8 protein-coding genes and 2 rRNA genes are annotated in these 13,902 nt (G+C 69.8%); 5 read left to right on the top strand and 5 right to left on the bottom strand.

The genetic code is table 11. The features are described from left to right. Window positions 1-132: 132 nt before the first annotated feature. Both EES41_RS14900 and rrf read left to right on the top strand, forming a co-directional pair. A 23S ribosomal RNA gene (locus EES41_RS14900) occupies window positions 133-3,255 on the top strand. A 73-nt stretch (window positions 3,256-3,328) separates the two neighbouring features. Next, window positions 3,329-3,445, top strand: a 5S ribosomal RNA gene (rrf, locus tag EES41_RS14895). Window positions 3,446-3,666: 221 nt separating this feature from the next. Here the strand turns inward: rrf and EES41_RS14890 are convergent. Genes EES41_RS14890 through EES41_RS14870 form a run of 5 tightly spaced genes read right to left on the bottom strand, consistent with a single transcriptional unit; the run spans window position 3,667 to window position 9,070 of the window. Next, window positions 3,667-4,977 carry a DUF58 domain-containing protein gene (locus tag EES41_RS14890; RefSeq protein WP_123078724.1) on the bottom strand — a complete coding sequence of 437 codons (1,311 nt, stop codon included), beginning with the start codon at window positions 4,975-4,977 and terminating at the stop codon, window positions 3,667-3,669. Beyond that, entirely contained in the window at window positions 4,977-5,939 is a 963-nt protein-coding gene (locus tag EES41_RS14885; RefSeq protein ID WP_123078722.1) for a MoxR family ATPase, read from the bottom strand. The genes EES41_RS14890 and EES41_RS14885 overlap by 1 nt, the downstream gene beginning before the upstream one ends. Continuing rightward, entirely contained in the window at window positions 5,936-7,117 is a 1,182-nt protein-coding gene (locus tag EES41_RS14880; protein ID WP_123078720.1) for a DUF4350 domain-containing protein, read from the bottom strand. Before EES41_RS14880 ends, EES41_RS14885 begins: the two co-directional genes overlap by 4 nt. Beyond that, window positions 7,114-7,791 carry a DUF4129 domain-containing protein gene (locus EES41_RS14875; protein ID WP_123078718.1) on the bottom strand — a complete coding sequence of 226 codons (678 nt, stop codon included), beginning with the start codon at window positions 7,789-7,791 and terminating at the stop codon, window positions 7,114-7,116. The genes EES41_RS14880 and EES41_RS14875 overlap by 4 nt, the downstream gene beginning before the upstream one ends. Window positions 7,792-7,798: 7 nt before the next feature. After that, window positions 7,799-9,070, bottom strand: a complete 1,272-nt coding sequence (locus EES41_RS14870) for a glycerophosphoryl diester phosphodiesterase membrane domain-containing protein (protein WP_123078716.1) — start codon at window positions 9,068-9,070, stop codon at window positions 7,799-7,801. Between the two features lie 235 nt (window positions 9,071-9,305). Between EES41_RS14870 and mtrA the strand changes: the two genes are divergently transcribed. From mtrA to EES41_RS14855, 3 genes are read left to right on the top strand one after another with little or no spacing between them, the layout of a single operon-like run. Next, a complete protein-coding gene (mtrA, locus tag EES41_RS14865; protein ID WP_189973359.1) occupies window positions 9,306-9,995 on the top strand; it encodes a two-component system response regulator MtrA in 690 nt (229 codons plus the stop codon). A gap of 43 nt (window positions 9,996-10,038) precedes the next feature. After that, window positions 10,039-11,958: an MtrAB system histidine kinase MtrB gene (mtrB, locus tag EES41_RS14860; RefSeq protein ID WP_250569536.1), complete on the top strand. Its 1,920-nt coding sequence runs from the start codon at window positions 10,039-10,041 to the stop codon at window positions 11,956-11,958. Then, window positions 11,948-13,801 carry an LpqB family beta-propeller domain-containing protein gene (locus tag EES41_RS14855; protein ID WP_254211449.1) on the top strand — a complete coding sequence of 618 codons (1,854 nt, stop codon included), beginning with the start codon at window positions 11,948-11,950 and terminating at the stop codon, window positions 13,799-13,801. The genes mtrB and EES41_RS14855 overlap by 11 nt, the downstream gene beginning before the upstream one ends. Window positions 13,802-13,902 lie beyond the last annotated feature (101 nt).

Raw genomic sequence — 13,902 nt, 5'->3', positions numbered from 1 at the left:
TTGGGTATCTGAAGGTACGGCCGTAAGGTCTTATCTTCGCGATGCCGGCCCCAGTGAACCTGGTCCTTAGGGATGAGGGTGATGGGTGGCTGGTCGTTGCTTGAGAACTACACAGTGGACGCGAGCATCTGTGGCCAAGTTTTTAAGGGCGCACGGTGGATGCCTTGGCACCAGGAACCGATGAAGGACGTGAGAGGCCGCGATAGGCCCCGGGGAGCTGCCAACTGAGCTTTGATCCGGGGGTGTCCGAATGGGGAAACCCGGCAGTCGTCATGGGCTGTCACCCACTGCTGAACACATAGGCAGTGTGGAGGGAACGAGGGGAAGTGAAACATCTCAGTACCCTCAGGAAGAGAAAACAACCGTGATTCCGGGAGTAGTGGCGAGCGAAACCGGATGAGGCCAAACCGTATGCGTGTGATACCCGGCAGGGGTTGCGCATGCGGGGTTGTGGGAATTCTTTTGATCGGTCTGCCGGCCGGTCGGCGAGTCAGAAACCGTTGATGTAGTCGAAGGACATGCGAAAGGTCCGGCGTAGAGGGTAAGACCCCCGTAGACGAAACATCAGCGGCTTGCTTAAGAATCTCCCAAGTAGCACGGGGCCCGAGAAATCCCGTGTGAATCTGGCGGGACCACCCGCTAAGCCTAAATATTCCCTGGTGACCGATAGCGGATAGTACCGTGAGGGAATGGTGAAAAGTACCGCGGGAGCGGAGTGAAATAGTACCTGAAACCGTGTGCCTACAAGCCGTGGGAGCGTCGCTGTATGTGCTTGCACATACAGTCGTGACTGCGTGCCTTTTGAAGAATGAGCCTGCGAGTTAGCGGTGTGTAGCGAGGTTAACCCGTGTGGGGAAGCCGTAGCGAAAGCGAGTCCGAATAGGGCGATTGAGTTGCACGCTCTAGACCCGAAGCGGAGTGATCTAGCCATGGGCAGGTTGAAGCGGAGGTAAGACTTCGTGGAGGACCGAACCCACCAGGGTTGAAAACCTGGGGGATGACCTGTGGTTAGGGGTGAAAGGCCAATCAAACTCCGTGATAGCTGGTTCTCCCCGAAATGCATTTAGGTGCAGCGTCACGTGTTTCTTGCCGGAGGTAGAGCACTGGATAGGCGATGGGCCCTACCGGGTTACTGACCTTAGCCAAACTCCGAATGCCGGTAAGTGAGAGCGTGGCAGTGAGACTGTGGGGGATAAGCTCCATGGTCGAGAGGGAAACAGCCCAGAGCATCGACTAAGGCCCCTAAGCGTACGCTAAGTGGGAAAGGATGTGGAGTCGCAGAGACAACCAGGAGGTTGGCTTAGAAGCAGCCACCCTTGAAAGAGTGCGTAATAGCTCACTGGTCAAGTGATTCCGCGCCGACAATGTAGCGGGGCTCAAGCGTACCGCCGAAGTCGTGTCATTGCAGCAATAGGGCCAACGCCCGCTGTGATGGGTAGGGGAGCGTCGTGTGCCGGGTGAAGCAGCAGCGGAAGCTAGTTGTGGACGGTTCACGAGTGAGAATGCAGGCATGAGTAGCGATACACACGTGAGAAACGTGTGCGCCGATTGACTAAGGGTTCCTGGGTCAAGCTGATCTGCCCAGGGTAAGTCGGGACCTAAGGCGAGGCCGACAGGCGTAGTCGATGGACAACCGGTTGATATTCCGGTACCCGCTTTGAAACGCCCAATATCGAATCAGGCGATGCTAAGTCCGTGAAGCCGTTCCGGACCCTTCGGGGAAAGGAAAGTGGTGGAGCCGACGAACCAGACTTGTAGTAGGTAAGCGATGGGGTGACGCAGGAAGGTAGTCCAGCCCGGGCGGTGGTAGTCCCGGGGTAAGGGTGTAGGCCGAGGGGTAGGCAAATCCGTCCCTCATTAAGGCTGAGACCTGATGCCGAGCCGATTGTGGTGAAGTGGATGATCCTATGCTGTCGAGAAAAGCCTCTAGCGAGTTTCATGGCGGCCCGTACCCTAAACCGACTCAGGTGGTCAGGTAGAGAATACCGAGGCGTTCGGGTGAACTATGGTTAAGGAACTCGGCAAAATGCCCCCGTAACTTCGGGAGAAGGGGGGCCATCACTGGTGATCGGATTTACTCCGTGAGCTGGGGGTGGCCGCAGAGACCAGCGAGAAGCGACTGTTTACTAAAAACACAGGTCCGTGCGAAGCCGTAAGGCGATGTATACGGACTGACGCCTGCCCGGTGCTGGAACGTTAAGGGGACCGGTTAGTGCGCTTTCGGGCGTGCGAAGCTGAGAACTTAAGCGCCAGTAAACGGCGGTGGTAACTATAACCATCCTAAGGTAGCGAAATTCCTTGTCGGGTAAGTTCCGACCTGCACGAATGGCGTAACGACTTCTCGACTGTCTCAACCATAGGCCCGGTGAAATTGCACTACGAGTAAAGATGCTCGTTTCGCGCAGCAGGACGGAAAGACCCCGGGACCTTTACTACAGTTTGATATTGGTGTTCGGTTCGGCTTGTGTAGGATAGGTGGGAGACTTTGAAGCGGCCACGCCAGTGGTTGTGGAGTCGTCGTTGAAATACCACTCTGGTCGTGCTGGATGTCTAACCTCGGTCCGTGATCCGGATCAGGGACAGTGTCTGATGGGTAGTTTAACTGGGGCGGTTGCCTCCCAAAGGGTAACGGAGGCGCCCAAAGGTTCCCTCAGCCTGGTTGGCAATCAGGTGTTGAGTGTAAGTGCACAAGGGAGCTTGACTGTGAGACCGACGGGTCGAGCAGGGACGAAAGTCGGGACTAGTGATCCGGCGGTGGCTTGTGGAAGCGCCGTCGCTCAACGGATAAAAGGTACCCCGGGGATAACAGGCTGATCTTCCCCAAGAGTCCATATCGACGGGATGGTTTGGCACCTCGATGTCGGCTCGTCGCATCCTGGGGCTGGAGTCGGTCCCAAGGGTTGGGCTGTTCGCCCATTAAAGCGGTACGCGAGCTGGGTTTAGAACGTCGTGAGACAGTTCGGTCCCTATCCGCTGTGCGCGTAGGAATATTGAGAAGGGCTGTCCCTAGTACGAGAGGACCGGGACGGACGAACCTCTGGTGTGCCAGTTGTCCTGCCAAGGGCATGGCTGGTTGGCTACGTTCGGGAGGGATAACCGCTGAAAGCATCTAAGCGGGAAGCCTGCTTCAAGATGAGTATTCCCACCTCCTTGAGAGGGTAAGGCTCCCAGTAGACGACTGGGTTGATAGGCCAGATGTGGAAGCCCGGTAACGGGTGGAGCTGACTGGTACTAATAGGCCGAGGGCTTGTCCTCAGTTGCTCGCGTCCACTGTGTTAGTTCTGAAGTAACGACCGTGTTTATGCCCGGTTGGTTAACTTCATAGTGTTTCGGTGGTCATAGCGTTAGGGAAACGCCCGGTTACATTCCGAACCCGGAAGCTAAGCCTTTCAGCGCCGATGGTACTGCAGGGGGGACCCTGTGGGAGAGTAGGACGCCGCCGAACAATCATTGTGGGAAAGCCCCGCACCAGGTAACTGGTGCGGGGCTTTTCTGCGTTTAGGGGTCGGTCGACGACCCGCGCCGGGGCGCCCCGTTCTACCAATCCGCCGGATAGCTCTTGAGGCTGCTCGTTGCGGCGCATCTGCTCGGGGGTGAGGTCGGCCATGGTGTCCTCCTGGTGGGTGCCCGGCCACCGTGTCCAGCCCGGCACGGAGTTCGGGGAGGCTACAGGCGGCCGGCGGACTTCAGGGCCAGGTAGGCGTCGGCGAGGGCCGGGGCGAGGGTGTCGGGGGTGGTGTCGACGACGTGGACGCCGTGGCGGGAGAGCTGCTCGGCCGTGCGGTGGCGCTGGGCTTGGGACTGGGTGCCCGCGGCGGCCTCGTAGATCGCGGCCGCGTCGCCGCGGGACCGGGTCATCTCGGCGACGTGCGGATCCGCGACCGAGGCCAGCAGGACCGTGTGCCGCTGGGTGAGCCGGGGGAGGAGGGGCAACAGGCCTTCCTCGATCGGGGCCGCGTCCAGGCTGGTCAGCAGGACGACCAGGGAACGGCGCGGGGCGCTGCGGAGGATGGTGGAGACCAGGGCGCGGGAGTCGGTTTCGACGAGCTCCGGTTCCAGGGTGGCCATGGCGTTGACGAAGGCGGGCAGGGTGTCCGCGGCCGAGCGGGCCTGGACCAGTGCGCGGGGGCGGCGGTCGTGGGCGAGGAGGTCGACGCGGTCGCCGGCGCGGGTCGCCAGGGCGGCCAGGAGCAGGGCCGCGTCCATGGCGGAGTCCAGGCGGGGGGCGTCGCCGACGCGGCCCGCGGACGTACGGCCGGTGTCGAGGCAGATCAGGATGTGGCGGTCGCGCTCGGGGCGCCACGTACGGACGGCCACCGCGGGCCGGCGGGCGGTGGCGCGCCAGTCGATGGAGCGGGTGTCGTCGCCGGGGACGTAGTCGCGGAGGCTGTCGAACTCGGTGCCCTCACCGCGCGTCAGGAGGCTGGTGCGGCCGTCGAGTTCGCGGAGCCGGGCCAGCCGGGAGGGCAGGTGCTTGCGGCTGGTGAAGGGCGGCAGGACGCGGACCGTCCAGGGGACGGTGTGTGCTCCCTGGCGGGCGAGGAGGCCGAGCGGTCCGTACGAACGGATCGTCACGCGGTCGGCGTGGCGGTCGCCGCGGCGGGTGGGCAGCAGACGGGTGGTCAGGCGGCGGCGTTCTCCGGCGGGGACGACGAGGTCGTGCCGGGACGCCGTGGGTTCGGCGGCGGGGAGCCAGGCGCTCGGGGGCCAGGCGTCGCGGACGCGGGCGCGGAGCGTGCGGGTGCCCGGGTTGGTCACCGTCAGGTGCACGTCGGCCGGTTCGCCCAGGCGTACGGAGGTGTCGCCGGAGCGGTCCAGCCGCAGGGTGCGGACGGGCGCGGCGAGGGCGTAGTCGACCGCGCAGGCCACGGCGAGGGGGCCGTTGACCGCGAGCATGCCCGTCCAGCTCGGTTCGAGGAGGCCTACGGGGATGCTGCCGAGGGCCGCGAGCAGCGCGGCGCGTCCGGTGAGGGCCATCAGCGCGGGACGGGAACGTGGGTGAGGATCGCCGAGATGACCGAGTCGGAGGTGACGCCTTCCATTTCGGCTTCCGGGCGCAGCTGCACGCGGTGGCGCAGGGTGGGCAGGGCGAGGGCCTTCACGTCGTCGGGGGTGACGTAGTCGCGTTCGCTCAGCCAGGCCCAGGCGCGGGCGGTGGCCAGCAGGGCGGTCGCGCCGCGGGGGGAGACGCCGAGGGTGAGCGAGGGGGATTCGCGGGTGGCGCGGCAGATGTCGACGACGTATCCGGCGATCTCGGGGGAGACGCTCACGTTCGCGACGGCTTCGCGGGCGGCCGCGAGGTCGGCGGGGCCGGCGACGGGGCGGATGCCGGCGGCGTGCAGGTCGCGCGGGTTGAAGCCGGCGGCGTGCCGGGTGAGGACGCCGATCTCGTCGGCGCGGGAGGGCAGCGGGACGGTGAGTTTGAGGAGGAAGCGGTCCAGCTGGGCTTCGGGGAGGGGGTAGGTGCCCTCGTACTCGACGGGGTTCATGGTGGCGGCGACGAGGAAGGGTTCGGGGAGGGCGCGCGGTGTGCCGTCGACGGTGACCTGTCGTTCCTCCATCGCTTCGAGGAGCGAGGACTGGGTCTTGGGAGGGGTCCGGTTGATCTCGTCGGCGAGGAGGAGGTTGGTGAAGACCGGGCCGTTCTGGAAGGAGAACTCGGCGGTGCGGGCGTCGTAGACGAGGGAGCCGGTGACATCGCTCGGCATCAGGTCGGGGGTGAACTGGACGCGCTTGGTGTCGAGTTCGAGGGAGGCGGCGAGGGCCCGGACGAGGAGGGTCTTCGCGACGCCGGGGACGCCTTCGAGGAGGACGTGGCCGCGGCACAGGAGCGCGACGACGAGGCCGGTGACGGCCGGGTCCTGGCCGACGACGGCCTTGCCGATCTCGGTGCGGATCGCTTCCAGTGAGGAGCGGGCGCTGTCCGTGGTGGCCGTCATGAGGTGCGGACCTCTCTTTCGAGGGCGTCGAGGTGGTCGGCGAGCGCGACGAGTGCCGCGTCGTCGGCGGGGGTGGGGCCGAAGAGCAGGGTGGTGACGTCGTGCGCGCCGCCGGGGAGGCGGGCGGAGACGGCGGGGACGAGTGCCTCGGGTGCGTGGGCCCGGCCGGCCGGTACGCCGACGAGTGCGGCCAGGCGTTCGCGGGTGGCGGCGCGCAGGACGGTGGCGGCGCGGTCGCGGGCCCCGGCCTTGCGGTAGAGGCGGGCGCGGCCCTCGGCGGCCTCGGAGGCTCGGACGGCCACGGGCAGTTGTTCGGTGACGAGCGGGCCGAGGCGGCGGGCGCGCCAGAGGGCGGCGAGGGCGGCGGCCACCAGGAGTTGGAGCAGGGCCCAGCCCCAGCCGGCGGGGACGAGTTCCAGGAGGGACTTGTCTTCGGGGTCGTCGCCGGCGGGGGCGGTGTCGGCGGGGCTGGGCAGGTACCAGACGAGCTTGGCGCGGGAGCCGAGGAGTTGGAGGGCGAGGGAGGCGTTGCCCTCTTGGGCGAGGCCGCGGTTGAGCAGGATCGTGTCGGAGCCGAGGAGGACGGTGTCGCCGCCGGGGGTCGCGGTGGGGAGGACGAGGAGGGTGGGGTGGCCGTCGCTGGGGTAGCAGGCGGTGGCCCCGGGGGTGTCGCTGGTGTAGCGGTGCCCGCCGCCGGTGTCGGCGCGGCCCGCGGCGTGGGCGGCGGGGAGGGCGCAGCCGGGGTCGAGGCGCTTGTGGTGGGCGGTGCCGTCGGTGCGGGCGCCGGGGGCGAGCTGCGGCAGGTTGGGGCCGCCGGGGGCGACGAGGACGGTGCGGCCGCCGGAGAGGTCGATGGCGGAGCGGACGGCGCGGAGCTGGCTGTCGCCGAGCAGGTCGGGGGCGGTGACCACGAGGGTGGTGCCCGGTCCGGCGGCGTCGGCGGCTTCGCGGGCGGTGGTGACGACCTGGCTGGTGACGCCGCGTTCCGTCAGCAGTTCGGCGAGGGCGCGGCTGCCGTAGGGGTCGGCGGAGCGGGGGTCGAGGTGGCCGTGGTGGTTGCCGGACTGGAGGGCGGCGAGGGCTGTGGAGCCGACGAGGAGCACGGCGAGGGCGACGAGGAGGCCGCGGGTCCGGGTCCACAGCTGGGCGCCGGTGGGCGCGGTGGAGGTCCCGGTCATGCGGTGGGTCCCGTCAGGAGCGGCTTGGCGCGTTCCAGGGCGAGGTCGAGGGTGCGCAGCCGGGCGTAGGTGTCGGGGTCGGCGGTGCGGCCGCCGTAGGTGACGTCGTCGAAGGCGCGGGCCGCCGCGCGGAGGTCGGCGGCGTGCTGGGGGAGGGGGCCGGCGGCTTCGGCGGCGGCCTCGTCGGCGGTGCGGCCGGGGCGGGGGTCGAGCAGGGTGCGCTCCTCCAGGGAGCGGACGACGGCGCGCATGCGTTCCTGGACGGCTTCGCTCCAGCGGCCGGCGGTGGCGTGGGCTTCGGCGGCCGCGCGGTGGTCGGCGGCGCTGCGCGGGCCGTCGTCGAAGAGGGCGGCGGGGTCGGTGGCGGTCCGGTGGGGGGTGCCGAGCCGCCACCAGAGGGCGGCGATGACGAGGACGGTCAGCAGGAGGACGACGAGGAGGCCGAGGCCGCCGCCGGGGGTGGCCCCGGAGGCGCGGCCGAAGAGGTCGTCGACCCATTCCCAGAAGCGGTCGAGGGCGCGCTCGACGAGCCCGGGGTCGTTCTGGTGGTAGACGGGCTTGGACAGTTCGCGTTCGGCCGCCTCGCGGGCGGGGTCGCGCGGTGTGGTCACCGGTGGTGTCGGCGCGCCGGGCAGCGCGGCCGCGGCGCGGATGATGAGGCCCCCCGTGCTCATCGGCGCGTCAGCCTCCGGTGGGCGGGGCCGTCGCGTCGGCTCCGTAGTTCTCCAGGCCGGCCGCGCGGGCGAGTTCCAGGTCGAGGGCTTCGCGCCGGATGCGCTGGTCGATGTACAGGAGGACGGTGACGCCGGACTGGATCGGCATGGTGATGGTGAGGGCGATGACGCTGCCGATCGCGGTGAGGATCAGGGAGCCCCAGTTGTTGAGGGCGGTGCCGTCGGCGAGGCCTTCCAGTCCGCCGCCGAAGAGGGCGACGGAGACGGCCAGCAGCGGGTAGACGATGACCGCCGACACCAGGGCGGTGATGAGGGCGGTGAGCGCCGTGATGCCGAAGATCCGCCACCAGGAGCCGTTCACCAGCTTCGAGGAGCGGGCCAGCGCGGTGCGGATGTTGGCCTTCTCCAGCATCAGCGCGGGTGAGGCGAGGCTGAGCCTGATCCACAGCCAGGTGACGAGGACGGCCGCGGCGAGGCCGCCGAGGACGCCGATGCCGATGTTGCCGGCCAGGACGCCGGGCAGGATCAGCAGCACGAAGACGGCGACGGCGCCGAAGCCGATGAGCAGGGTCAGTCCGGCGAGCCGTAGCAGCTGGCCGCGGGCGTCGCGCCAGGCGCCGCCGACGGTGGAGGGCCGGCCGAGGACGGCCCGGCTGAAGATCATGGTGAGCATGGCGGTGACCAGGAGGCCGCCGAGGAGCTGGAGGAGGTAGGCGGCGAGGGTCAGCAGGGCGCTGGTGTCGCTGAAGCCCTCCATGCGCGCCTGTGAGCCGGGCTCGATGGTGAGGCGGTCGCCGGAGTACTTCTGCACGAGCACGCTGAACACCTGGACCAGCACCGCGACGGCGAGGCTGATGGAGAGCACCGAGCGCCAGTGCGTACGCATCGTGGTGACGGCGCCGTCGAGGATTTCGCCGAGGCCCAGGGGGCGCAGCGGGATGACGCCGGGCTTGGCCGCCGGGGGCGGCCCCCAGGCGCCCCATCCGCCGCCCGCACCGCCGGTGCCACCCGTGCCGTTCTGGCGGCCGTACGGGGTGCCGTACGGCCGGCTGTCACCCGTTTGGGCGTACGAGCGCCCGCCGGCGCCCTGCTGGGGCTGCTGCGGGGGTGTGGCGGGGGTGTCGGACGCTCCGGTGCCGGGGCTGGACCACTGGCCGGGCGGGGGCTGCTCGGCGGACCACTTCTGGTCACCGGCGGGCCGCGCGGGCGGCCGGGTGCCCTCGGCGCCCTCGCCGTCGGACGGGGATCCGGGCGTCGCCCAGCCCGGAGAGTCGTTCATCGTCGCTCCTTCACGCGTGCCCGCCGGGGCGGGCGCGCTGGTCGGCTGCCATCGTGCCACGGGGGAACGCCGGGGGGACCGGCCGTCCCCCCGGTATCCCGGCCGCCCGTACTCTCAATTGTCGCCCGGATCCGGGGGAGACTGGAGGTCCTGATCACCACGCAGGTCCGAGGGGCGATTTCCAGCCCTTTTGGCTGTGGGACAGCTCACCGCCAGGTAACGATTAGCTAATGGGATGATGTCAAGCATGAAGGGACGAGTCCTTGTCGTCGACGACGACACCGCGCTGGCCGAGATGCTCGGCATTGTGCTGCGTGGAGAAGGTTTTGAGCCGTCGTTCGTAGCGGACGGTGACAAGGCGCTGGCTGCCTTCCGGGAGGCGAAGCCGGATCTCGTGCTGCTCGACCTGATGCTGCCCGGACGGGACGGCATAGAGGTCTGCAGACTGATCCGGGCCGAGTCCGGGGTGCCGATCGTCATGCTCACCGCGAAGAGCGACACGGTGGACGTCGTCGTGGGCCTGGAGTCCGGGGCCGACGACTACATCGTCAAGCCGTTCAAGCCGAAGGAGCTGGTGGCCCGCATCCGGGCCCGCCTGCGCCGGTCGGAGGAGCCCGCGCCCGAGCAGCTGGCCATCGGTGACCTGGTCATCGACGTGGCCGGGCACTCGGTCAAGCGGGACGGCGCCTCGATCGCGCTGACCCCGCTCGAATTCGACCTGCTGGTCGCGCTCGCGCGCAAGCCCTGGCAGGTCTTCACCCGTGAGGTGCTGCTGGAGCAGGTCTGGGGCTACCGGCACGCGGCGGACACCCGCCTGGTCAATGTGCACGTGCAGCGGCTGCGCTCCAAGGTCGAGAAGGACCCGGAGCGCCCCGAGATCGTAGTGACGGTGCGTGGTGTCGGCTACAAGGCCGGACCGAGCTGACGTGCAGCCCGGCAAGCCCCCCAGCGGCTCCCGCCGAGGAGTCCTGCGGGGCGGCCGGCCGCTCCGTGCGGCCGATGGCGCACCCGGCGGCCCCGTGCTGCGGCTGTTCGTACGTCTCCTGCGCCGGCCGCTGCTTCCGGCTGTCCGGCTGTGGCGGCGCAACATCCAGCTCCGGGTGGTCGCGGCGACCCTGCTGATGTCGCTGGCCGTGGTGCTCGCGCTGGGCTTCGTCGTCGTCGCCCAGGTCAGCAAGGGTCTCCTCGACGCCAAGGAGCAGGCGGCGCAGAGCCAGGCCGCGGGCGGGTTCGCCGTCGCCCAGGAGAAGGCGAACACGCCGTCGGCCGCGGACGGGCCCGACGCCACCGACAACAAGGTCGGCCGGGACGCCAGTACCTGGATGAACTCGCTGGTCAAACAGCTCGCCAGTGGTGGCCAGACGGCCTTCGAGGTGGCCGCGCTCGGCGCCGGCACCGGTGAGCAGGGCCCGCCCGGCGCCCAGGGCGTCAAGGGCGCCCGCGCCTCGGGGAACGTGGATCCGACCGCGAGCGTCCCGCTGGGGCTGCGCAAGGCCGTCAACCACGCCACCGGCACCTTCAAGACCTTCTCGGAGATCAAGTACACCTCCGGGGCCGACGAGAAGGCGCCCGAGCCCGCGCTGGTGGTGGGCAAGCGGCTCACCGACATCAACGGCGACCCGTACGACCTGTACTACCTCTTCCCGCTGACGCAGGAGGAGGAGTCCCTCAACCTGGTCAAGGTCACCTTCGCCACCGCCGGCGTGTTCGTGGTGGTCCTGCTCGGCGCCATCGCCTGGCTCGTCGTACGCCAGGTCGTGACCCCCGTCCGGATGGCCGCCGGGATCGCCGAGCGGCTCTCGGCCGGGCGGCTCCAGGAGCGGATGAAGGTCACCGGCGAGGACGACATCGCCCGCCTGGGCGAGGCCTTCAACAAGATGGCCCAGAACCTCCAGCTCAAGATCCAGCAGCTGGAGGACCTGTCCCGGCTGCAGCGCCGCTTCGTCTCCGACGTCTCGCACGAGCTGCGGACCCCGCTCACCACCGTCCGGATGGCCGCCGACGTCATCCACGACGCCCGGGTCGACTTCGATCCCGTCACCGCCCGCTCCGCCGAACTCCTCGCCGGGCAGCTCGACCGCTTCGAGTCGCTGCTCGCCGACCTGCTGGAGATCAGCCGGTTCGACGCGGGCGCGGCCGCGCTGGAGGCCGAGCCCGTCGACCTGCGCGACGTAGTGCGCCGGGTCATCGACGGCGCCGAGCCGCTCGCGGAGCACAAGAACACCCGCATCCGGGTCCTCGGCGACACCCAGCCGGTGATAGCGGAAGCCGACGCCCGCCGCGTGGAGCGGGTGCTGCGCAACCTCGTCGTCAACGCCGTGGAGCACGGCGAGGGCCGCGACGTGGTGGTCCGGCTCGCCTCGGCGGGCGGCGCCGTCGCCGTCGCCGTACGGGACTACGGGGTCGGGCTCAAGCCCGGCGAGGCCACCCGCGTCTTCAACCGCTTCTGGCGGGCCGACCCGGCCCGCGCCCGCACCACCGGCGGGACCGGCCTCGGCCTGTCCATCGCCGTCGAGGACGCCCGGCTGCACGGCGGCTGGCTCCAGGCGTGGGGCGAGCCGGGCGGCGGCTCCCAGTTCCGGCTGACCCTGCCGAGGACCGCCGACGAGCCGCTGCGCGGATCCCCGATCCCGCTGGAGCCCGAGGACTCCCGGGCCAACCGGGCCCGGGCCGCCGCCGAGGCGGCCGGCGCGGGCACCGCACCGGCCCACCGGCCCCGGGAGGGCGCGGACCGGTCGCCGATACCGCCGCGCTCCGCGGTCGCCGGTGCGCTCCCGGTCCCCGCGGACCCGACGGCCCTGCCGGGCAACGGGTCCCGCGTCGTGGCCAGGGGAGCCGACCAGGCAGCGCAGGAGCAGTCAGCAGAGGATGGAACAGGTGGACGCTGAGCCCAGGAGTTCCCGCGCGCCGGGCCGCCGGAAGCCCCCCGCGGGCCGGTGCGGCGCGCTGGGCGCGACCGCGCTGACCGGGCTGCTGCTGGCCGGCTGCGCCTCGATGCCCGACAGCGGCGAGATCCGGCAGGTGCAGGCCTCCCACGGCGTCGACTCCCAGGTCCGCGTGTTCGGGGTGCCGCCCGCCGACAAGGCCAGCCCGGCCGAGATCGTCGACGGCTTCCTGGAGGCGATGACGAGCGACGACCCGATGCTCGACACCGCCCGCAAGTACCTCACCGAGGACGCCGCGAAGAACTGGAAGCCCGGCTCCGCGGTCACCGTCCTGTCCGCCGGCCTCGACCGGTACCCGGTGCCCGGCGAGAAGGAGCCCGACCAGCCCCGCTGGAAGGTCACCGGCAAGAAGCTCGCCACGGTGGACGAGCGCAGCGCGTACCAGCCGGAGACCGGCGGCGGGCGGTACGAGGAGTACCTCCAGCTGGTCCAGGTCAACAAGCAGTGGCGGATCGCGACCCCGCCCAGCAGCCTCGTGCTCAGCGAGTCCGACTTCCAGCGCATCTACAAGCCGGTCAACAAGTACTACTTCGCGGGCGGCACGCTCGTGGCCGACCCGGTGTACGTGCGTCAGCGCAGCGACCCGGAATCGCGGATGGACCCCACCACGCAGACGGTGCAGTCGCTGCTGGCCGGGCCGTCGAAGTGGCTCGGGCCCGTCGTCACCTCCAGCTTCCCCAGCGGGACGGCGCTGCGCGACGGCACCAAGTCCCTTTCGTACGACGGCCAGAACACGCTGCGGGTGCCGCTGAACGCGAAGGCCGACAACGTCGCCCACCCGCAGTGCCAGCGGATGGCCGCCCAACTCCTGTACACGGTCAAGGACCTGACGGCCTCTCGGCTCGACCGGGTCGAACTCCTGCTCTCCGACGGCAAGTCCTCGCTGTGCTCGGTGACCGGCGGGGCGGCGGCGGCCATCGCCAACCGGGTGCCGAGCCCCGACCACCAGTACTACGTCGACAAGGACTCCCGGCTCGTCCGGATGACCCTCGACGTCACGAGCGAGGACCAGCAGCACCAGGCCAAGCCCGAGCCGGCGCCCGGGCCGCTGTCCACCGCCACCGCGTTCAAGGTCGGCTCGGCGGCGGTCTCCTACGACGAGAAGCGCGCCGCGGTGGTCTCCCAGGACGGGCGCGGGCTGTACGTCGTCAACCTGACGACGGCCGGCCCGATGCCGGCGTCGGTGCTCAGCAGCGCGGCGGGCAAGCTGACCGCGCCCAGCTGGGACGCCCTGGGCGACCTGTGGATCGCGGACACGGATCCGCAGAACGCGGCGCTGTGGCGGGTGCCGGGCGGGACGGGGACCCCGCAGAAGGTCGAGGTCTCCGGGCTCGGCAGCGGGCGGATCGCCGCGCTGAAGGCCTCCTCCGACGGGGTGCGGATCGCGCTGCTCGTCGAGAAGGACGGCTCGCGCAAGAACCTGTTCGTCGGGCGCGTCGAGCGGCCCGAGAGCAAGGCGGACGCCTCGGCGGTGTCGGTGCGCGAGCTGCGCCCGGGAGCCCCGCAGATGGCCGAGGTGACGGCGATGAGCTGGGCGCCGCGCGGCCGGCTGCTGGTGGTGGGCCGGGAGAGCGGCGGGGTCATGCAGGCCCGCTACATGCTGGCCGACGGGTCGATGGTCGCGGCGGGGCTGCCCGGGGCGGCCGGGCTGAGCGCGATCGCGGCGTCGGAGGACGAGAGCAAGCCGGTGGTGGCGTTCTCGGAGGACGGCATCGTCTGGCTGCCGCCGGGTGCGCAGTGGCGTACGGCGGCGGCGGGCGGAAGGGCGCCGGTCTATCCGGGCTGACCGGCTGCTGACCTGGGATGACCGGGGCTGGGCTGCGGCTGACCGGTGCAGAGCTGCGGCTGACCGGGGCTGACCGGCGCTGAGCTGAGGGTTCGTGCCCC

This window comes from Streptomyces sp. ADI95-16, assembly GCF_003721495.1.
Taxonomy (GTDB): Bacteria; Actinomycetota; Actinomycetes; order Streptomycetales; family Streptomycetaceae; genus Streptomyces; species Streptomyces goshikiensis.
This window is presented reverse-complemented; position numbering and strand designations above follow the sequence as displayed.